The organism is Streptomyces sp. NBC_00466 (assembly GCF_041433995.1).
Lineage (GTDB): Bacteria > Actinomycetota > Actinomycetes > Streptomycetales > Streptomycetaceae > Streptomyces.
This window is the reverse complement of the sequence record NZ_CP107896.1, coordinates 2,580,077-2,601,129: the sequence shown is the minus strand read 5'-3', so window position 1 is coordinate 2,601,129 and position 21,053 is coordinate 2,580,077. Positions and strand designations below refer to the sequence as shown.

Below are 21,053 nucleotides of genomic sequence, written 5' to 3'. Positions count from 1 at the left end.
GGACTGTCCCTGGCAGAGCACCTGCCGCCAGAGGAACGTAGCTCCCATGAACATTCGCACAGCTCTGGTCACCGGTGCCAACAAGGGCATCGGCAAGGACATCGCCCGGCTGCTCGTGGCCGAGGGCCTCACCGTGTACGTGGGCGCCCGCGACCTGGCGCGCGGGCAGCGGGCCGTCGAAGAGATCGGTACCGGCGCCCGGCTGCTGGTCCTCGACGTGACGGATCCCGACGGCATCGCGCAGGCCGCGGCTCAGGTGGAACGCCTGGACGTGCTGGTCAACAACGCCGGCATCTCACCGTCACTCGCCTCGCCGACCGACACTCCCGTCGAGGAGACCCGGCGCACGTACGAGACCAACGTGTTCGGGGTGATGGCGGTGACCAATGCCTTCCTGCCCGCCCTGGGCCGGTCCCCGCACCCGCGCATCGTCAACATCTCCAGCGGCACCGCGTCGCTGACCTGGAGCACGAACCCCAACCCCCAGTTCGCCCCGGGAAGCGGCAACGGTGCCGCCTACCGGTCGTCCAAGGCCGCCCTCAACGCCCTCACCATCTTCTACGCCCAAACGCTGGCCGATGACGGCTTCAAGGTCAACGCGCTCGCACCCGGCCTGCGGGCCACCGATCTCAACCCCCGGGCCGCCGCGGCCGGCGGCGACCCGGCCGAGGCGGCGCGGGGCGCCCTCCGCCTGGCCCTGCTGCCGGACGACGGCCCCACCGGTGGCTTCTTCTCCTGGGACGGGACCCCCGTGCCCTGGTGATCGATGATTCCGCCGCTGATGCGGCGGCGGCCGGCGAACAGGCCCCTGCCTTTCCCGTGTTGGAGGGGAGGCGGGGGGCATCGGTACCACGTTGGGGGTTCCGTCCTGGGCGGGTTCGGCGATACGACGGCGGAGCGCCTGCTTGCGCGGGTGCGGCCTGACTTGTCTGTGTCAGGCAGAGCAACCGCACCGCCTCACGCCCCCAGCAGGCTCTGCCCGCAGACCCGTACGACCTGGCCGTTGACGCCGCCCGACGCGGGGTGGGCGAGCCAGGCGGTCGTCTCCGCGACATCCACCGGGAGACCGCCCTGGCCCAGGGAGTTCATGCGTCGTCCCGCCTCGCGGATGAAGAGCGGGACGGCGGCCGTCATCCTCGTCTCGATGAAGCCGGGGGCCACGGCGTTCAGGGTGATGCCCTGTTCGGCGAGCCGGGGCGCCAGGGTGCGGACCAGGCCGATGATGCCGGCCTTGGCGGCCGCGTAGTTGGTCTGGCCGGTGTTGCCCGCGATCCCCGCGATCGACGCCGTGGCGATGATGCGGCCGCCCCGTCGCAGTGTGCCCGATGCGAGCAGGGCGTCCGTCGTCCGCAGCACGCTGTCCAGGTTCACGTCGAGCACGCTCGCCCAACGGTCGGCCGCCATGTTGGCGAGGCGGCGGTCGCGGGTGATGCCCGCGTTGTGGACCAGGATGTCCAGACCGTCGGGGAGTGCGGCGGCGATCCGGTCGGCAGCGTCGGGGGCGGTGATGTCCAGGGGCAGGGCGGTCCCGCCGAATGAGCCGGCCGTACGGGTCAACTCGGCCCGGGACTGCGGGACATCGAGGCAGACCACCTTCGCCCCGTCCCGGGCGAGGGTCGCTGCGACCGAGGCGCCGATGCCGCGTGCGGAGCCGGTGACCAGTGCCGTGCGGCCGGCGAGGGGCAGGTCCCAGCTGTCGGGGGCGGCGCTGCCGGCGCCCGGTCCGGTCCCGCCGGTCTCGATCACCTGCCCGCTCACGTACGCGGACTTCGGCGACAGCAGGAACCGCAGCGTCGACTCGGCCGCCGCCGCGGAGACCGTCCTGACCAGCTGGACGGTCCTGCCCCCGCCGATCTCCTTGCCCAGGGACCGCACGAATCCCTCCAGCGCCTGCTGCGCTGCCGCCTGGTGGTGGTCCTCGTCGGAGAGCGGGGCGCCCAGCAGTACGATCCGGCCGCCCGGTGCGAGCGACCGTACGACGGGATGCAGCGCGCCGTGCACCTCCGCGAGACCGGCCACCGTGGCGACACCGGTGGCGTCCACGACCACGCCCGCGGGCCGTTCGCCTTCCGCTGCGGTCCCCGCGGTCTTCAGTCCGGTACGGGCGAGCACCTCCGCCAGCCCCGCGAGCGGCGGCCCGCCCGCCGTCATATGCAGCAAGGCCCCTTCGAGGCACGGGCGTTCCGCCGACCAGCGGTGCAGCTCGGCCGGCTGGGGCAGGCCGAGCCTGCTGGTGAGGAAACGGCCGGGTGCTGTGCTGGTGAAGTGTAGATAGCGATCGGCCATTGTCCAGGCTCCCTGCGGCATCGTAGATTTACTGTTGAGTAAGGTTACTCAAGAGTCAGGAGCTGGTCGAGATGAGGCCGCGATGACGCTGGGCACGACGCCGGGCATGACTCCGGGCATGACGCCTCTCAAGGTCGCAGTGGTCGGCGGCAATCGCATCCCGTTCGCCCGCTCGGACGGCCCGTACGCCACCGTGTCCAACCAGTCGATGCTGACGGCGGCGCTGGACGGACTGGTCGGGCGGTGCGGCCCGGAGGGCGAGCGGGCCGCCGAGTTCGTCGCGCAGGCCGTCCTCAAGCACAGCCGCGACGTCGGCCTCGTCGAGAGCCACGAGGCGTTCGCGTCCCAGGTGCTCGCCACGCCGGCCGCCTGGGAGCAGCAGGGACTCGCCCCGGTGGACCGGGCGAAGCTCAACGCCGCGGGCTCCTCGCTCGCCACGCCGGCCTGACGTACTACCGCACCGGTCTGATGCGCCACCGCACCGTCCTGACGTACTACCGCACATACCCGACGTACCGCACCCACCCGGCGTACCACGACATGAGGAGCCGCAAGTGACCGTGTCAGTACAGCAGTTGGAACCGCACAAGCGGCGCGTGGACGGGAAGGTGCGGGAGGTCTCCGTGCCGCTGCTGGTCCGGCCCGTCGAGCAGGGTTCGCTCGCCGACATCCCCTTCGACAACGCCTATCAGGCGCCCGACGAGCCGGTCCTCAGCCGGAAGCAGCCGGACGGCCGCTGGGCGGACGTCTCGTGCATGGAGTTCGCCCTCGAAGTGCATGCCGTCGCCAAAGGGCTGATCGCGACGGGCCTGGCGGCGGGCGACCGTATCGCGATCATGGCCAGGACCACCTACGAGTGGACGCTCCTCGACTTCGCCTCCTGGGCGGCGGGCCTGGTCACCGTCCCGGTCTACCCGACGTCCTCCGCCTTCCAGGTCCGCTGGATCCTCCAGGACTCCGGCGCGGTCGCCTGCGCCGTCGAGAACAAGGAGCAGGCCCGGCTGGTCAGCATGGAGCGCCGCCAGCTGCCCGCCCTGGCCGACCTGTGGGAGTTCGACACCGGCGCGATCGGCCTCCTGAAGGACGCGGGCCGGAACGTACCCGACGAGGCGGTGGCCGAACGCCGGGCCGGGCGCTCGCCGGCCTCCGTGGCCACTCTGATCTACACCTCGGGCACCACGGGCCGGCCCAAGGGCTGCGTCCTCACCCACGCCAACTTCTTCGCCGAGGTGGACAACGCGGTCCAGCTGCTCCACCCCGTCTTCAGGTCGGTGAGCAAGGACCCGGCGTCGACGCTGCTCTTCCTCCCGCTCTCCCATGTCTTCGGCCGGATGGTGGCGATCGGCTGTATGCGGGCCCGGGTACGCCTCGGGCACGCGCCCAGCATCAGTACGGAGGACCTGCTGGCGGATCTCGCCGGGTTCCGTCCGACGTTCCTGCTGGCGATCCCGTACGTCCTGGAGAAGGTCTACAACACCGGCCGCGCCACCGCCGAGAAGATGGGCCGGGCCTCGTCCTTCGACCGGGCGGCGAAGATCGCGCAGCGGTACGGGGAGGCGCTGGAGGCCGCCGAGCACGGCACGGGCTCCGGGCCGGGGCCGGGGCTGCGGCTGGCCCACGCCGTGTACGACCCGCTGGTCTACCGGCGGATACGGGCGGCGCTCGGCGGCCGGGTGAAGTACGCGATCTGCGGCGGTTCCCCGCTGGGCCACCGGCTCGCGGCGTTCTACGCGGGCGCCGGAATCCAGATCTTCGAGGGGTACGGCCTCACCGAGACGACGGCCGCGGCTACGGTCACCCCGCCGCAGAAGCCGCGGCTCGGCACGGTCGGCTGGCCGCTGCCCGGCACGGCGGTCCGGATCGCGGACGACGGTGAGGTGCTGCTCAGCGGCGGCCAGGTCTTCAGTGGCTACTGGGACGGGCAGCGCGGCGAGAGCGCGGGGACCGGGCAGTACGCGGGCAGCGCCGGGCTCGGCTCGGGCCAGTGGTTCGCCACGGGCGACGTGGGCGCGCTGGACGAGGACGGATACCTCACGATCACCGGCCGCAAGAAGGACCTCATCATTACGTCGGGCGGCAAGAACGTGGCGCCCGCGCCCCTGGAGGACTGGCTGCGGGCGCACCCGCTGGTCGGCCAGTGCATGGTCGTCGGCGACAACCGCAGCTACGTCACGGCGCTGATCACCCTGGAGCAGGACGGCCTCGCGCACTGGCGGCTGATGCGGAAGAAGACGGGTGTCCCGATGGGGGAACTGGTCCATGACGAGGAGCTGAGGGGAGCCCTGCAGCGGGCGGTCGACGAGGCGAACCGGCTGGTGTCGCGGGCCGAGTCGATCCGGAAGTTCGCGGTGCTCCCGGTGGACTTCACGGAGGAGAGCGGCCATCTGACGCCGTCGCTGAAGCTGAAGCGGGCGGCGATCGCCAGGGACTTCGAGGAGCAGATCGAGGAGCTGTACCGGCGGTAGACGGCAGAGGACTGCCGGAAGAAGGCAGGAGCCCCTTTCCGTACGCGAACGTACGGAAAGGGGCTCCTTGGGTGGTGCTATCCCGACCGCGATCCGATCGGCCCGGGCAACTAGGCCGGGGTGACGTTCTCCGCCTGCGGACCCTTCGGGCCCTGCGTGACGTCGAAGTTCACGATCTGGTTCTCCTCAAGCGAGCGGAAACCAGACGCGTTGATCGCGGAATAGTGGACGAAGACATCCGGGCCGCCGCCGTCCTGGGCGATGAAGCCGAAGCCCTTTTCAGCGTTGAACCACTTGACGGTTCCGGTAGCCATAAGCCCTCCTTGGGCCAAAGGGTTGCCCTGCTCCAGAACCTGCTAAGAAGTCTGAAAACTACAAAAGCCTGCGGGTCACATGCTCCGCAGGCTCTGTACTGCAAGGGAAACCAAACTGCAACTTGCGGCGAGCCTAGCACGCACCCGCGCGCCCACGATAGAGGCGAAGATCACTTCACCCGGACGTTTGGCCGCGGTGCGTCAGGCTGACGGGCCACCCTGCGTTTTCCAGCGTACAACGCGGGTCTAGCCTCACGATGTGGACAATTCATACGCCGAAGAGGCCGCCGCATCCGTCGCCGGACACGCCACCGGTACCGCCCCCGCGCACGCCGCGGAAGACGCCGCCGAAGCCGACCACCGTCGCAGTCGGCCCCGCGTCGGGCACATCCAGTTCCTGAACTGTCTCCCGCTCTACTGGGGGCTGGCACGTACCGGCACCCTGCTCGATCTGGAGCTGACCAAGGACACCCCCGAGAAGCTCAGCGAACAGCTGGTCCGGGGCGACCTCGACATCGCACCCGTGACTCTCGTCGAGTTCCTCAAGAACGCCGACGACCTCGTGGCCTTCCCCGACCTGGCGGTCGGCTGCGACGGCCCCGTGATGTCCTGCGTGATCGTCTCCAAGAAGCCGCTGGAGCAGCTCGACGGGGCGCGGGTGGCGCTCGGCTCCACCTCGCGCACCTCCGTACGCCTGGCGGAGCTCCTGCTGGCCGAGCGGTACGAGGTCACGCCCGACTACTACCGGTGCCCGCCCGACCTCGGCGTGATGATGCAGGAGGCCGACGCGGCGGTCCTCATCGGCGACGCGGCGCTGCGTGCCGCACTGCACGACGCCCCCAAGCTCGGCCTCCAGGTCCACGACCTGGGCCAGATGTGGAAGGAGTGGACGGGGCTGCCGTTCGTCTTCGCGGTCTGGGCCGCCCGCAAGGACTACGCCGCGCGCGAGCCCGAGGTCGTGAAGGCGGTCCACGAGGCGTTCCTGTCCTCCCGCGACGTGTCGCTTGAGGAGGTCACCAAGGTCGCCGAGCAGGCATCGCACTGGGAGGTCTTCGACGCGGAGCTGCTGGAGCGCTACTTCACGACGCTGGACTTCCGCTTCGGCGCCGACCAGCTGGAGGGCGTCAAGGAGTTCGCACGGCGGGTCGGCTCCACGACGGGCTTCCCGTCGGACGTACACGTGGAACTGCTCGGTTCCTGAGGTCGGTTCCTGAGGTCGGTTCCTGACGTCGGTTCCAGGCGTCGGTTCCTGACGTCGGTTTCAGACGGCTGTTCCTGACGGCAGATCTTGGGCGTCCGGCTCCGGGCAGGGGGTCGGACGCCGGCTTCCCCGTTCCAGGCGACCGTTCCAGCAGTGCAGCGTTCCCGCAGCTCAGAGGCCATTTCACCGTTCCAGTGTCCCTCCTTTCCGGTAGATCATTGCGGGTATGCCGGGCTCCCACGAAGCTCGTTGATGTCGGCAGGGCGCAAGCCTGGCGCCGCGTCCGGCTGAAGCAGTCCGATCTCTGCTGAAGCAGTCCGATCACTACGGGGGAGCCCACCCATGCGTAAGAACCTCATCCGCACGTCCACCCTGGCCGCCATGGCGGTAGCCGCCGTCCTGTCGCTGACCGCCTGCCAGGGCGGGTCCGACTCGACCGGCGCGGCACAGTCAGCGAACCAGGGCCAGAACACCGGGAGCAAGGTCGGGAGTTCAGGCACCAAGGACGTATCGGCGGAGGCCGAGAAGGGCAAGTCGACGGACGGCGCCACGTCCGGCAACGACAGCAGCGCATCCAGCAGGAGCGGCACCTCATCGAACGGCGCCGCAGCCCAGAGCAGTGGCAGCGGCAGCAGCGGAGACAAGCGCGGCTACGGACAGACCTGCGGCGCCAACGACCTGAAGTGGAGCGCCACGTCCGAGACGCAGGCCGGCGGCTACATCCTCATCGCGGTGAAGGCCAGGCCGGGTATCACCTGCACGCTCCCGTCCGCGCTCCCGATGGTGGCGTTCGGCTCCGACGGTACGGAAGCGGGCCCGGCCGAGCAGTCCGTCGGCAACCAGGTGAAGCTGAGCGGCGCCACCACCGCCTATGCCGGGGTGAACCCCAAGACCACCAACACCAACGGCGGCAAGGAACTGAACGAGATCATCACCGCGGTGAGCCAGGACGACCACACCGACCCGGTCAGCCTGCCCACCGGCAGCATCACCGTCGACAGGCCGATCGTCACCAACTGGCACACGTCGCCCCAGGACGCCGTCCCCGGCAGCGGCCTGGACAGCGACTGACGACCGAGCGGCGCCCGTCCCGTTCGTGGGCCCTTCGGCGTACGACGTCACGCAGCACTCTCTATGGTGTCGGAGGCACCGAGCCTGACGAGCAGACACCCTGAGGACTACTGACATGGACGCGTTGCAGCCGGACGACCCCCGAACGCTGGGAAACTACCGGCTGCTGGGCCGGCTCGGTGCGGGCGGAATGGGCCGGGTGTACCTGGCCCGCTCACCGGGCGGGCGCACCGTCGCGGTGAAGGTGGTACGCCAGGACCTGGCCGCGGACCCGGCGTTCAGGGAACGGTTCCGCCACGAGGTGGACATGGCCCGGCGGGTCTCGGGCCGCTACACCGCACCGGTGGTCGACGCGGCCCCCGACGAGCCACTGCCCTGGCTGGCGACGGCGTACGTCCTCGGCCCGGACCTCACGGATGTTGTCGAGGCTCATGGGCCTCTGCCCGAGCGCACCGTACGGGCCCTCGGCGCGGGTCTCGCCGCAGCGCTGCAGGAGGTCCACGCGGCCGGCCTGATACACCGCGACCTCAAGCCGTCAAACGTGCTGCTCGCCGCGGGCGGCCCGCGCGTCATCGACTTCGGGATCGCACGCGCGGTGGACGGAAACCGGCTGACGCAGACGGGAGTTGTGGTCGGCTCGCCCGGTTTCATGCCACCGGAGCAGGCCATGGGCCAGGACGTCGGAACGGCGGGAGACGTGTTCTCGCTGGGCGTTGTCCTGGCCTTCGCGGCGACCGGGCGCAACGTGTTCGGCGACGCGGTCGCCCCGGCGACGATGCTCTACCAGGTGGTGCACGCGCAGCCGGACCTGACGGGTGTTCCTCAGATGCTGACTGGCCTGATCCGCGCCTGCCTGGCCAAGGAGCCGGCGCAGCGCCCGACTCCGGCGGAGATCCTTCAGTCACTCGATCCGGGAAGCACGGGCGAGATCTTCGCCGACTGGCTCCCCTCGGCGGTCTCCTCGACGATCGCCACCCACGCGTCGAGCATCCTGGACCTCGATACCCCGGTGATGGGCAACACTCCGGCGCCGGAACGGGAGGAGACCGTACCGGCCCCGGCCGCCCACCACCTGCCGACCGCTACGGCTTCCCCGGCTGCGGCTCCCCAGGGCTTCGGCCCGGTCCCGACCCTGACCAACAGCCCCGGTGGCACCACCGCGCCCGAAGCCCCGAGCCGCCGTCGGTTCTTCCGTATAGCGGCGGCCAGTGCGGCCGGCGTCGCAGTGGTGGGCGGCGGCGGAGCCTGGCTGGCCACCCGCGGGGGCGGTACGAGCCCCGACGCGAAGCCGACGGAGAAGCCCGAGGTCTTCACGACTCCACCGAACGGAGTCGCCCCGCGGCCGCTCTGGCACAAGACTTCAGGTAGAGACAGCCTCGATGGGGATCTCCCACCGCTCGTCATGGGAGACGTCGCGGTCATCAGTGGCCAGGTGATGCAGGGTTTCGACGTGAAGTCCGGTGCCCGTCGATGGAAGACCGGAGAGCTGGAGACGACAACCAGCGCCGGGAAGATCGTTTCCTCGGGCGGTATGTTCTTCTGCGGCAGCGGAGATTACGACAGCACGCTCGTCGGTATCGACGCGAAGACCGGCAAGGAGGCGTGGCGCGCCAGACTCGGAGGGAAGCTGAATGTGAAAGCCCCCATCGGCGCTGATGACAAGCAGATCTACAGCATTGCGGAGATCGAGAGCAATGACCCCAGGAAGAATCTCACCGCGATCGTCGCCATCGACATCAAGACCCGCAAACTCGCCTGGCAAAGGCCGCGGGACGAGGGAACGGACGACTTCGGTTTTGCGCTGACGGTGGTCTCAGGCCATCTCGTCTATACGGACGAGCGGAAGAACCTCACCGTACGCGACAGCGCCAACGGCAAGCAGTTGTGGAGCAAGAAGGTCGGCGACGGTTTCGCTGCGAACAAGGTCGCGGTGCATGGGAATGCTGTGATGGTCAGTGGAAAGACAATGCGCGCTTTCGACCTCAAGTCCGGAGATCCTCTCTGGACGCTTCTTTCTGACGGGCGTCGGGGGTTCGAGCCTCCGTTCGTCTTCGACGGTGTGGCGTATGCCTTCGACTACGACAGTGGCGTCTGGGCCATCGACCCGAAGGCCGGCAAGAAGATATGGATGAGCTCCGACCTCGCCCGCAAGCCCTTCTCGGACAATCTGGTGAAGGTCGGAGACACCCTGTACGCGGGCTCGGTCTTCGAAAGTGGCGGCGTTTATGCCATCGACGCGAAGACGGGGCGTCTGCGCTGGACGTACAACGACGGGCGGAGCCTTGACGACCGCTATCGTGTCGCGGCAGCAGGTGCCCGTCTGATAGCCACACACAGCAGCGAGTTGTACGCCCTCCCGGCGGTGTAGCCAGCAGCGAGGCCCTCCGGCGGCTGTGACCCTCGGCTGCACCGGACATCCGGTCGGACACTGCGCCGGTCCGCGTCCGCTGCCGTACGGGGCACGTGTTCCTGCCCGCGTTCGCAACCATTAGCCTCAGTGAACCCGACTCAGTGAACCCATACGACAAGCGCGCCACCCAGGGCCGGCAGGCCACCCAGGGCCGGCAGGGAGGAAGACGACCATGCGAGTGCTGGTGACAGTCGTACGGGAGGGGGAGGAGCCGCAGGATGTCCTGGTCAACACGGACGACGCGGCCACCGCCGGCGACGTGGCGGAGGTGCTCGCGGCGACCCGGGGAGTACAGCAGCGGCAGGCGCCCGAAGCGGTCCCCTCCGTCGTCGTACCCATGCCGGGAACGACCCTCGACCCCCGCTTCGGCTACGCGGGCCAGGCGCCGGCCGCCCCCACCCTCTGGGCCGACGGCCACCGCTGCGATCCCCGCACCCCGGTGGGCTCGGTACTGCGCGACGGCATGAGGATCTCCGTCGACGACTCCATCGGGCCGCTGCTGCGCCGGGGCGAACCCGTGGGACGCTACGAGGTGCGGGTCGCCGCCGGGGCATCCTCCGGCCGGGTGGTGCGGCTGGCTGCCGGGTCCGCCACCATCGGCTCGGCCCCCACGTGCACCCTTTCCGTCACCGACGTACAACTCCCGCCCTTCGCAGCCCGGTTGGCCATCGACGTACAGGGCAGGGCGACCATCGCGCCGCAGCCCGGTGTGGCCGTACAGCTGGACGACGCCCCCGTCACCGGCGAACAGGACTGGCCGCTGGGCGGAGTCGTCCGTATCGGGGAGTCACTCCTCATACTCGACGAGGTCGGCGAACCGGACGCGCACCTCTCCGACACCGGTGAAGGCGGCCTTGCGTACAACCGGCCCCCGCGCCTCTCCCCGCTCAGGCCCCGCGCCCGGCTCGTCGTCCCCGTCCCGCCGTCCAAGGGCGAACGCGCGAAGTTCCAGCTGATCGCCGCGATCATGCCGCTGTTCTTCGGCCTCGGCATGTACTTCGTCACCAAGCAGATCTACATGCTGATGTTCTGTCTGATGAGCCCGGTCATGATGCTCGGCCAGTGGATCAGCGAGAACCGCGAGGGCAAGAAGAAGAACAAGACCACGGCCAAGCAGTACAAGAAGGACGTCGCGGCCTACGAGGCCGAGCTGGTCCGGGCGGGCAAGGACGAGCAGAAGCGGCTGCGCGCCCAGAACCCGGACCCGGCCGAGATCCTGCTCTTCGCCACCGGCCCGCGCCGCCGGCTCTGGGAGCGCCGGCTCACCGACCCGGACGTCCTCAAGCTGCGGATCGGCGTCGGCACCGCACTGGCCGACATCGAACTCGTGGCGGGCCGCAGCGATCTCCAGGACGAGGCCCCGGAACCGCCCCGCATCCCGGACGTGCCGATCACGCTTCCCTTCCCCGAGCTGGGTGTCATCGGCATCGCGGGCGACCGCCCGCGCGCCCTGTCCTCGGCGCGCTGGCTCGCCGTGCAGGCGGCGGTGCTGCACAGCCCGCGCGAACTCTCCCTGGTCGTACTGTCCTCGGCGCGCGACGCGGCCGCCGAGTGGAACTGGGCGCACTGGATCCCGCACACCGCACCCCAGCAGGGCCAGGACTGCGTGGCCCTCATCGGATCCGACAACGAGGCAGTCGCCCGGCGGGTCAACGAACTGCTCAACGAACTCGGTCGCCGCAAGGCCGTACGGGAGCACGCGGGCGGTATGGCCGGGACCGGGGGAGACCCGCACATCCTCCTCGTACTCGACGGCGCACGCCTGCTGCGCCGGATGGCCGGGGTGCCGCAGCTCCTCCAGGAGGGCCCGGGCCTCGGCATCTTCGCGCTCTGCGTCGACGAGGACGAGCGGCTGCTCCCCGAGGAGTGCCGGGCCGTGGTGTCCTGGACCCCCGAGTCCGCGGCGCACGTACGGCTGCGCGGCTCCGGCCTCGAAGTGGCCGGTCAGGTACTGGCCGACCAGGTGGCCCCCGACTGGTGCGAGCTGCTGGCCCGTTCCCTCGCACCGGTACGCGACGTCAGCCGTGACGACGCCGACAGCGCCCTGCCCACCGCGGCCAGGCTGCTCAACCTCCTCGGCCTGCCCGACCCGACCGGCGACGACATCGAACGGGTCTGGCTGGCCGGCGGGTCCACGACGGCCGCCCCGATCGGGGTCGCGGCGGACGGGCCGTTCGTCCTCGACATCCGGCGCGACGGACCGCACGCGCTCGTCGCGGGTACGACCGGTGCCGGTAAGTCCGAGCTGCTCCAGACGATCATCGCCTCGCTCGCGGTGGCCAACCGGCCCGACGCCCTCAACTACGTCCTCATCGACTACAAGGGCGGCAGCGCCTTCATGGACTGCGCCCGCCTCCCGCACACCGTCGGCATGGTCAGCGACCTCGACGCGCACCTGACCGAGCGGGCCCTGGCCTCGCTCGCCGCCGAACTGCACCGCCGCGAGACGATCCTCTTCGACACCGGAACCAAGGACATCGAGGACTACAACGACACCCGCAAGCTCCGCCCGGAGCTCGAACCGATGCCCCGACTGGTGCTGGTCATCGACGAGTTCGCCTCGCTGGTCGCCGAGCTGCCCGACTTCATCGCGGGACTGGTCGACATCGCCAGGCGAGGCCGTTCGCTGGGTGTGCACCTGGTGCTCGCGACCCAGCGCCCTGCCGGTGTCGTCAGCGCCGACATCCGGGCCAACACCAACCTCCGGATCGCCCTGCGGGTGACCGACGGTTCCGAGTCGCAGGACGTCATCGACGCCGCAGATGCCGGAGCCATCGCCAAGTCCACGCCGGGCCGCGCTTATGTGCGTTCCGGGGCGCAGTCGCTCGTCGGCGTGCAGTCGGCACGTATCGGTGGCCGCCGGCCCGCCACCGGCGGCAGCGGTCCCAAGGCCACCCTGGCCCCGCTCACCTGGCCGATGTACAGCCGCCCCGCACCCAGGGGGTCGTCCGAGGCGGAAGACGACGGCACGATGGTCACCGACCTCGCCGTACTGGTCGACGCGGTACGGGCCGGCTCGGAGAAGATGGGCTTCCCCGCCCCGCGCAGCCCGTGGCTGCCGCCGCTCGGCGAACACGTCACCATCGACGAACTGGCAGAGTTCCAGGACGCGTCGGCGGTGAACGGGGATCCGTCAGCGGTCTACGAGGACGTCCCGCCGATCGGCTACGGCCTCACCGACCTGCCCGCCCAGCAGGCCCGCAAGCCGCTCGCGGTCGACCTCGTCCACGGGGAGCACACGCTGCTCGTCGGCGGCGCCAGGTCGGGCCGCTCCACGGCGCTGCGGACCCTGGGCGGAGCGATCGGCCGGCAGACGTCCCCGTACGACGTCCATGTGTACGCCATCGACTGCGGCTCCAACGCGCTGCTGCCGCTGGTGCGGATGCCGCACGTCGGGGCCGTCGTCAACCGCGACGAACCCGACCGGGTACGACGGCTGATCGACAGGCTGCTCGGCGAGATCGCCAGGCGCCAGCAGATGCTCGCCATGGAGGGTGCATCCAGCGCCGCCGAGCAGCGGGCCGCGGCCGCGCCGGAGGACCGGCTGCCGTGGATGGTGCTGCTGCTCGACAGCTGGGAGGGTTTCGTCTCCACCTTCGAGAACTTCAACTACGGCCAGCTGATCGAGCAGGTGCAACGCATCTTCCGCGAGGGCTCGGCAGCCGGGATCAAGGTGGTCATGACCGCCGACCGCACAGGGCTCAGCGGCAATGTCGCGTCGGCTTTCATGGACCGTCTTGTCATGCGCTTCGCCGATCCGAACGACTATGGCATGGCGGGCCTCCACACACGCGAGGTCCCGAAGAACATGCCGCCGGGGCGCGCCCTGCGCATCACGGACACCGGTGTCCAAGAGACCCAGATCGGCCTGCTCGACGCCGACCCGGCGGGCCAGGCACAGGTCCGCAAGCTGCGAGAGATCGCCGAGACGGTGCAGGCACAGTACGGCAGGCTCCCGGCCGGGCGCGGCCCGATGCGGGTGGACGCACTGCCCGCGCGCATCACCGCGGAACAGGCGATGGCCCTCGACCCGGAAGCGGCCCCGCAGTCGCCCTTGTGGGCGCTGCTCTGCGTGGGCGGGGACGAGCTCCGGCCCATGGGCGTCGACCTGGTGGAGTCGGGCCCCGGCTTCGTCATCGCCGGCCCGCCGAAGTCGGGCCGCTCCAATGCCCTGGTGTGCGCGGCGGAGTCGTTGCTGGCCAGGGGCACGCCGGTCGTCCTCATCACCCCGCGCCGCTCGCCGCTGCGCGAGCTGGAGGGGCGGCCGGGTGTGCTGGGGCTCCTCAACGGGGAGCACCGCGAGGACGACCTGGAGGAGTTGCTGGAGCAAGCTGCGGGACGACCGTACGTGGTGGTCGTCGACGACGCGGAACTGCTCTACGACGGAGACCTGGACGAGGCACTGGAGACGGTCATCAAGAAGGGCGCGGACGGTGACCACGGGCTGATCGCCGCCGGCACGACGGACTCGCTGTCCTCGCAGTACCGGGGCTTCGCGACGGAGGCCCGCAAGAACCGCAACGGTCTGCTGCTGACACCGCAGAACCCTCAGGAGGGCGAGCTCTTCAGCATCCGTCTGCCGTCCAACTCGACCGCCGGGCCCGTGGGCAGCGGGCTGCTGGTGACGGGCGGGACGATGACACCGGTCCAGGGCGTGATGCGAGGCTGAACCGGAGAGCCGGATGCCGGATACACAGACGCCGGGGCGGTCACCTGATCAGGTGACCGCCCCGGCGTCGTGCGTACAGACAACCGTGATCAGGTGGCGCGCTCGATGTTGCCGGCGCTGGTCTGCGCCGAGTCGTGGGCGTCGGTCAGCGTCTGGACCCACTTCTCGAAGGTGGGACGAACGCTCTCCCACTCATGGCGGAACTTGTCGGCCTTGGGGCCCTTCCAGTAGCCCGTGCTACCGGACGTCGCCGTGTTCAGGTGCTTGATGAGCGTGTGAAGGTCTCCAGAGCTGTGCTGGAACTTCTTGGCCAGCTCCCGGAGTTGAGTAAGATCTGCACCGCGATCCATCGCGATCCTCCCCGTTGTCACTGAGGTAAACGGACTATCCGTTTGCAACAGTGGACGCTACCGCACAGCAGGCAGTTCCCGTAAAGCCCCTTAGGCTACCGGGGTTTCGGAATCGGCCTTCGGGAACGGGCTTCGGGCTTCGCGCGGGGGCGGAGTCGGGTGATATCGACCTTTTGGCCGGAGTCGGGTGATCTCCGCCTTGCTTGCTGGATGGACTGTATGTCCGGATTGCCATTCGTGGGGCGCGCGGCGGGGTGGGCGGCCGGGCGGCTGGCCGGTCAGGGCAACTGCGTTGAGGGGCCGGGATGTTCGCGTCCCCGCCCGCCGTGTCTGCCCCACCCCACCCATTCCCTTTACGTTCTTGTTTCCGCCACCGTTCCGAAGCATGGGCGACGGACGAACATATCCTTCCCTGCCGGATTCCTCCTCCCCCGCGAGCGGAAAAGCGATGTTCTCCAGGCGGAATGCCACCAGGCAACCGGGCAACCAGACCAGGGCGTAGAAGAGGAAGCCGCAGAAGGCAAGCCACAGAAGGGAATCCGCAGAAGAGAAATGCGAAATGGGAGGGGCGCGGACGAGTCGTGCGCGCATCGAAGGGGCGCATGAGGCGGTTCGTACGCCGGGTGGTGCACATCCTTGAACTGCACTTTGCCGTCTGTTGAAGTCCGTCTATGCTTGTCCCCAGTCTGTGTATCAGCGGGGGAGGCTGCTATGGGAAATCCGGACATCCAGGAACTAAATTCGCGCGCCGCGTCTCTGAGGTCGCTGGCCGACCACATCGATTCACTCGTCGACTCGCCCCACACCCAGAGCACCACGGCCATGAAGACGTGGGCCGGGCCGAACGCCGATGATGTGCGTGGAAAGCTGAAGAGCTGGCGGACCACCTGCACCACGGTCGCCAAGTCGCTGCGCGAGGAGGCTCACAAGGCCTCTGAGTCCGCCAAGGACCTGCAGCATCCCAAGAAGTGAGTGAGCCGCGCGGCCGTCAGGCCCTGGGGAGGAACGAGAGACATGCCTTCGTACGACAGTTCCCGAGGCCGCCTGCGACTGGCCGACCGCCACATCGGCGTCTTCGCGCACCTGCTGGACGGCGAAACCCCGCCGGACGAGCTGTGGCCCTCCCTGGTCGAGCTCCAGCAGATCGGCCTGGTCGGCGAAGAGGGTGAACTCTCCCCGCTGATGCGCGACTTGCTGGGCGCACTCGCCGATCCCATGGTCATGATCACGGTGGAGGTCACGGGCGAGCACGGCCCGGTCAACCACGGAGTCATTGTGGGCCAGGACGCGGTCATCTCCCACGACGGCTGGCCCGGCGACGAGGAGTCCGAGTACGTACCGCTGGAGCCGAGCACCCTGGTCTGGGAGCTGGCCAGGAAGGTCAACCTCCGCAGCGTCGACAGCGAGAAGCCGGCGGTCGACCGGATAGAAACGTCGATGGGCGCCCTGGACGCCGCCTTCGTGGCACTCGGCGAGGGCGACGGAGTCGACGAGGACGCGACGCGCGACCTGGTGCGCAAGGCACTGGTGGAGGCGGACAGCAACCTCAAGGACCCGGACCTGGCGCAGTTCACGAATCTCGTCCTCGCCATGAACTCGACCTGGCGCATCACCACGGCCTGGGACGGCAAACATGAGGACGAACGCGCGGCGATGCTCCGCGCCCTGGCGGTCTGGGACTGCGGCGCCCTCGGCTACTGGATCCGCGAAAAGCCGGAGGAGCCGATCCTGCCGGGCCAAGTGACCCCGGAGAGCGTGCTGGTACTCGCCCGGTCGAGCGCGGGGGAGATCTGGGAGAAGCTGGCCGACCTGCTGCCGGACAAGTCGGATCTGATCGACGAGGCGTGACGCCTCCTGAGCTACGTATGCGGGAAGCGGTATGAGGCAGGTTGATCCGGACCAACTGAACCAGCTTGCCAAGCTCCTCAACGACAAGGGCGGTGTCACGGACAAGCTCACCGTGGCCTTCACGAGGGCGCGTCACCTCGGGGTGACGGACAAATTGGTTGCTCTGAAGCCGCTGTACCACTGGTCGGACGATACGGCCGTGGATCTGCGCAGGCGCGCGGGTTACGCGTACTTGGAAAACGACCAACCGCTGCTGGCCCTCGCGACCTGGGCCGGGTTGCGGAGGGCGGATGCCCAACGGCGATCGAACGAATCGCTGTCGGACTGGGAAGATCGGCTCAAAGCGAAGATCATTGTGCTGGCCCCCGGCCTTGCACCGTACGAGTCCGAGATCAAGGAATTCCTCGGGGACGCCGGAGACGTCACGGGATTCTTGGGCACCGGTGGAAGGGCTGTCGTCAACGGCGTCAGCATGGTGAAGATCCTGGGGGGAAACTCACTCAGGGACGGCTGGTTGGCTTCGTTGAGGAAGGGCGTCGGCGCGGCGTTGAGCGAGAGTGAGTCCGCGAGGCTGCAATCGCTGGGGGCGAAGATCAGTGACGCTAAACCAGTGCTCAAATCGCTCTCCGCGCCTGGTGCATGGATGCCCAGCCGGATCGGCTCGCTCTTCATGGGTAACTCTGGGTACCGCTTCGCCAATCGCATCCCATTCACTTCCACGATGCGGAGCGGGTTGTTGGGCAGTGGCTGGGACATGGTCCGCAGCCACCGCTTCGTGCAGGCCCTCGGGGTTGGGCGTGTCGACGCGAACGGCATCGCCGATCTTCTTCTCGGCTCGGATAAACTCGCCGCGCGGTACGGCGGGGTGTCACACTCCGGGCAGCTAGTGACCCGTGCGGGTAGCGCGAGCCTCTTCAAGGTTGCTCGTACCCAGGCCTACTTCCAAAAGGCAGCTAACGCCCGGCCTTCTGTCATCGCGGCAGGCAAAACAGCGTCGCCTCTCCTCAAGGGCCTTTCGACGGCGGGCAAGACGGCTGGATTCCTGCGTGGGGCGGGGATCGCGGGAAGCGCCGTATCGACAGGGTTCAGTACGGCCAACGTGATTATGCAGGGGAACCCTGCTGCGGCGTTCAAGAAGAAGGGTGCGGGGTACGTCGCGGACCTCGCTGAGGCGGGCTTCAATGCCTCGATGACTGCGGCGATGATTGCCCCGAACCCACTCACGGTCGGTCTCGCTGTCGGAACCGGGCTGATCTACGGCGGTGCCAAGGTCGTTCAGCACTGGGACGGCATCAAGAAGGGCGCGGGAAAGGCCGCAGAGTGGGTGGGTAGCAAGGCGAAGAAGGTCGGCTCCGGCATCGCGAACGGCGCCAAGAGCATCGGCAAACATGCGAACCCGCTGAGCTGGCTCTGAACAGTGGAAACGAAGGACGGTGAAGAAGGTGGATAATTTCCACTTCGAGTTGATTCCTTTCCGGGACGGGCAGGGTGCAGGCAGACGGGGAACGGTGGGCGATTTTGGTGAGGTGACGGTTCTTCGTCCGACCGCTTCGCGCAATCGGAGAGATGGGCCCACGGCGAGCCGGACTCTGGTCATGGGCGATGGAGTCCCCGAGGCGGTATTTCGGGGGCGTGGTGCGGGGATGCCCGGTTTCCAGGGGGCCACGCTCCATGTGAAAGGATCATCTGTTGCCATGGAGCGAAATCCACTGGGCGTGCGGCCGAAGTCCCGCGCGCTACAACTTGATTATCAGGGGCGAAAGTTTTCTTACACGCATTTCGGTGTGAGTAAAGGGTCCGAGCTGAAGAGTGAGTCCGGGAAGGTCACTCTCGCTCCCGGAAGGCATATTCGCAGAACTGGCACGGTTACCGCAGGAGTCGCCTCGGGGGATCTGGATGCGCTCTCTCTAGTGCTAGCCGTCATCTTTGAAGAAGTGAATACGAGTTCACTGACGCTGTCTGGTGCTGCTTCGATGGTGCCGATCAGGCTTATCACTTACAACAGTACCGAACCTTCGTGATGGCGATTCGATGAATGTCGACTCCTCTTTCCGTGTTGCATTTCATTGGATTTATCTAACCGGTTCGACCCCTTGTGATCCCCGATCCGGCACCAGAGTGTGACGGTCGTGCGCGCGCCGGAGCAAGTCGCGAGGAGACAGGCCGGAATCGAAGTGACAAAGACAGAACCGGGCAGCATGGAGTATGCCCAAGTAGCAACGGAGACTTCCGCCGGACCGCGAAGGTGGCCCGGCACCATCGGCACCGTGGTTCTGGGGCCGCTTGCCATTGTCGGCTGTGGCTGGCTCGCGCAGCGGCAAGGCACTTTGGTGATGCTGCTGTCGGCACTCCTTGTGCTGATCCTTCTTTGTGTTGCCTGGGCCATGTGCGGCGCGGGACCGGGCGCGTGCGTGGCCGCCCTCGGGTTCGCCCTGACGCTCTTCGTCGGCCCCGCGCTGGACGACTACGTCATGCTCCAGCGCGGAGACCGTCACGACGCCGTGATCTCCGGTGTTGACAGCTACCACCGCAGACACGGCGCCGATGGCCACACCTGCGCGGTAAGGCGAACGGACGTGGCGCGGTCTGCTGTCTACTCCGTGGATGATCAGAGCGGCTGCTCCGGGAGCAGCTTCCCCGGTGACCGCGTCACCCTGGTCGACGACCCGGCCGGGTGGCTGCTCCCGCGGCTGGCCGGGTCGGTCAACGGGCCCTCCACCGCTTCCGTATGGACCTGCGCGGGCCTCCTCGTCGCGATGGAGGCGTTCATGCTGTACGGCAGGCTGCGACGCCGGCACTGAGGAGACGGGCGGACAGCGAGAGGCATCACCGCCTCACATTCTGTCTGCCCGTCAGAACCTCAAAGTTGTCAATGCGTCAGTGCGTCGGTGCTTCAGAGCTTCAGTGCGTCAGAACCAACTCATTGGGTTCGCATGTTTGGCGATGCTCTTCGCGCCGTTCGCGATACCGGAGCCAACCTTCTTCGCCTTGTCCCCGACCCAGTCCGCGGCCTTCCCTGCGCCCTTCTTGATGTCGTCCCAGTGCTCGACGACCTTGGCGCCGCCGTAGATCAGCCCGGTTCCGACAGCGAGGCCGATGGTGATCGGGTTCGGGGCGATCATGGCGGCCGTCATGGAAGCGTTGAAGCCGACCTCGGCGACATCCGCGACGTAACCCGCGCCCTTCTTCTTGAAGGCCGTGACCGGATTGCCCTGCGCGATCACATTCGCCGCACTGAACACGGTCGACGCCGCGCTCCCGGCGATGCCCAGGCCACGCATGGCCCCGGTGACCTTGCTGGCGGCACCGAGCCCCTTGGTCAGTGACGCGGTGCGGCCGAGGTTGGCGAGCCGGCCGTCCTTGAAGGCGTTGGCCCCCACCCTGATCAGATTGGCGTTGCCGGCCCGCGAAACCGCCTGGCCCGCATGGGTGAGCCCACCGTACTTGGCGGCCAACTCGTCGGAACCCACAAGGAAGTTGATGGCCTTGTTGACCGTCACGCCCTTCCAGATGGGCGAATCCATGAAGCTCAGCCCGCGAGCCGCGTCGTAGCCCGCGCCGGTCCAGTCGCCCACCATGCCCCGGGTGCCGGGGATCTTCTGCGCGAACTGGCTGAGCTTGCTGGGGAACCAGCTGCCCGGCGCACCGAGCGACCGGACCTTCGGGACGTAATTGATGATCTTGTTGCCGGACCACTTCAGCAGGCTGTTGTTACGGCCCGCGAGTACCGTGCCGATACGGTTCTTCCAGGGGACGAGAACGCCCGACTTCAGCGAGTTGCCGATCAGGACCTTGGTCAGTGCCGCACCTTGAATCGTGACCGTGGCGGTGGTGCCCTTGACCGACTTCCAGTCGCCGTACAGGTCGAGAATGCTGACGATTGTCGCCGCGTGCGGTGCGAGCCCCGGTATCTGTTCCAGAGCGTGCGCCTTGATACGGCTGATCCAGTCGTTCAGGGACTCGTTGGACTGCCTCTTGAACGCGTCGGCCTTCGGATCGTCGCTCGCCGCAACGGAGTTGGCCAACAGGATCTCGTCGGGGGTGAGCCCCTTCCCGTCGTGCTCCTTGAGGTACTTGGCCAGGTCCTTGGGGGAGAAGCCGGCCCATCGGGCCCCGGCCTCCGGGTCACCGCTTTCGAGGCGCGCGATCGAGGCACGCTTGCGGAGGTCGGGGCCGGTGTCCTTGGCCCAGGACCGCAGCGGTTTGAGGGTGGTGAGGTGGCTTGTGACGCCGAGATTCGACGCTCTGGTAAACGCCTCGTCAAGTTTGTCCTGTACGCCGCCTTTGCCATCAATGAGCTTGGCAAGATGGTCAAGGTCATCCGGATTGGCCATCCTCATGGTTCTGTCCCCCTCAGAATTCACTGCTGCAGTCCCGGAACAACCCGCGCCCCGGGCAGTCAGGATATCCGCGCAGCCGCGTCGACACATCGGACGCCG

Annotated in this window: 16 protein-coding genes; 12 read left to right on the top strand and 4 right to left on the bottom strand. The window is 68.3% G+C overall.

Annotated features, from left to right (window positions below; translation table 11 throughout):
• The first annotated feature begins 46 nt into the window (after window positions 1-46).
• A complete protein-coding gene (locus OG210_RS11410; RefSeq protein WP_328329929.1) occupies window positions 47-763 on the top strand; it encodes an SDR family oxidoreductase in 717 nt (238 codons plus the stop codon).
• Between the two features lie 194 nt (window positions 764-957).
• On the opposite strand, the gene OG210_RS11405 is transcribed toward OG210_RS11410, so the two are convergent.
• Complete coding sequence (locus OG210_RS11405) at window positions 958-2,286, bottom strand: 3-oxoacyl-ACP reductase (RefSeq protein WP_371536156.1); 1,329 nt, start codon at window positions 2,284-2,286, stop codon at window positions 958-960.
• A gap of 82 nt (window positions 2,287-2,368) precedes the next feature.
• On the opposite strand from OG210_RS11405, the gene OG210_RS11400 reads away from it, so the two are divergent.
• Both OG210_RS11400 and OG210_RS11395 read left to right on the top strand, forming a co-directional pair.
• On the top strand, window positions 2,369-2,734 hold the full coding sequence (locus OG210_RS11400; RefSeq protein WP_371536153.1) for a hypothetical protein: 366 nt from the start codon (window positions 2,369-2,371) through the stop codon (window positions 2,732-2,734).
• Between the two features lie 106 nt (window positions 2,735-2,840).
• On the top strand, window positions 2,841-4,751 hold the full coding sequence (locus OG210_RS11395; protein WP_371536150.1) for a long-chain fatty acid--CoA ligase: 1,911 nt from the start codon (window positions 2,841-2,843) through the stop codon (window positions 4,749-4,751).
• A gap of 110 nt (window positions 4,752-4,861) precedes the next feature.
• On the opposite strand, the gene OG210_RS11390 is transcribed toward OG210_RS11395, so the two are convergent.
• The gene (locus tag OG210_RS11390) at window positions 4,862-5,065 is read right to left on the bottom strand and encodes a cold-shock protein (RefSeq protein ID WP_328329935.1); all 204 of its coding nucleotides are present in this window, start codon (window positions 5,063-5,065) and stop codon (window positions 4,862-4,864) included.
• A gap of 388 nt (window positions 5,066-5,453) precedes the next feature.
• Between OG210_RS11390 and OG210_RS11385 the strand changes: the two genes are divergently transcribed.
• From OG210_RS11385 to OG210_RS11370, 4 genes are all read left to right on the top strand, one after another.
• Window positions 5,454-6,266 (top strand): menaquinone biosynthesis protein, encoded by an 813-nt coding sequence (locus OG210_RS11385; RefSeq protein WP_328335566.1) that lies wholly within the window; start codon window positions 5,454-5,456, stop codon window positions 6,264-6,266.
• A 342-nt stretch (window positions 6,267-6,608) separates the two neighbouring features.
• On the top strand, window positions 6,609-7,337 hold the full coding sequence (locus OG210_RS11380) for a DUF4232 domain-containing protein (RefSeq protein ID WP_328329937.1): 729 nt from the start codon (window positions 6,609-6,611) through the stop codon (window positions 7,335-7,337).
• 115 nt (window positions 7,338-7,452) lie between these two features.
• The gene (locus OG210_RS11375) at window positions 7,453-9,705 is read left to right on the top strand and encodes a serine/threonine-protein kinase (RefSeq protein WP_328329939.1); all 2,253 of its coding nucleotides are present in this window, start codon (window positions 7,453-7,455) and stop codon (window positions 9,703-9,705) included.
• A gap of 214 nt (window positions 9,706-9,919) precedes the next feature.
• Window positions 9,920-14,416 carry an FtsK/SpoIIIE domain-containing protein gene (locus OG210_RS11370; protein WP_328329941.1) on the top strand — a complete coding sequence of 1,499 codons (4,497 nt, stop codon included), beginning with the start codon at window positions 9,920-9,922 and terminating at the stop codon, window positions 14,414-14,416.
• Window positions 14,417-14,505: 89 nt separating this feature from the next.
• Here OG210_RS11370 and OG210_RS11365 read toward each other — a convergent pair whose 3' ends face one another.
• Window positions 14,506-14,766, bottom strand: coding sequence for a WXG100 family type VII secretion target (locus OG210_RS11365; RefSeq protein ID WP_328329943.1), 261 nt, complete (start codon window positions 14,764-14,766; stop codon window positions 14,506-14,508).
• Window positions 14,767-15,477: 711 nt separating this feature from the next.
• On the opposite strand from OG210_RS11365, the gene OG210_RS11360 reads away from it, so the two are divergent.
• From OG210_RS11360 to OG210_RS11340, 5 genes are all read left to right on the top strand, one after another.
• Window positions 15,478-15,738, top strand: a complete 261-nt coding sequence (locus OG210_RS11360; protein ID WP_328329945.1) for a hypothetical protein — start codon at window positions 15,478-15,480, stop codon at window positions 15,736-15,738.
• A 42-nt stretch (window positions 15,739-15,780) separates the two neighbouring features.
• Complete coding sequence (locus OG210_RS11355) at window positions 15,781-16,614, top strand: hypothetical protein (RefSeq protein ID WP_328329947.1); 834 nt, start codon at window positions 15,781-15,783, stop codon at window positions 16,612-16,614.
• Window positions 16,615-16,645: 31 nt separating this feature from the next.
• Complete coding sequence (locus OG210_RS11350; RefSeq protein ID WP_371536144.1) at window positions 16,646-18,028, top strand: PE-PGRS family protein; 1,383 nt, start codon at window positions 16,646-16,648, stop codon at window positions 18,026-18,028.
• 19 nt (window positions 18,029-18,047) lie between these two features.
• A complete protein-coding gene (locus tag OG210_RS11345) occupies window positions 18,048-18,635 on the top strand; it encodes a hypothetical protein (RefSeq protein WP_371536141.1) in 588 nt (195 codons plus the stop codon).
• 390 nt (window positions 18,636-19,025) lie between these two features.
• Window positions 19,026-19,415 carry a hypothetical protein gene (locus OG210_RS11340; protein WP_371536138.1) on the top strand — a complete coding sequence of 130 codons (390 nt, stop codon included), beginning with the start codon at window positions 19,026-19,028 and terminating at the stop codon, window positions 19,413-19,415.
• A gap of 108 nt (window positions 19,416-19,523) precedes the next feature.
• On the opposite strand, the gene OG210_RS11335 is transcribed toward OG210_RS11340, so the two are convergent.
• Window positions 19,524-20,954: a PE-PGRS family protein gene (locus OG210_RS11335; protein ID WP_371536136.1), complete on the bottom strand. Its 1,431-nt coding sequence runs from the start codon at window positions 20,952-20,954 to the stop codon at window positions 19,524-19,526.
• Window positions 20,955-21,053 lie beyond the last annotated feature (99 nt).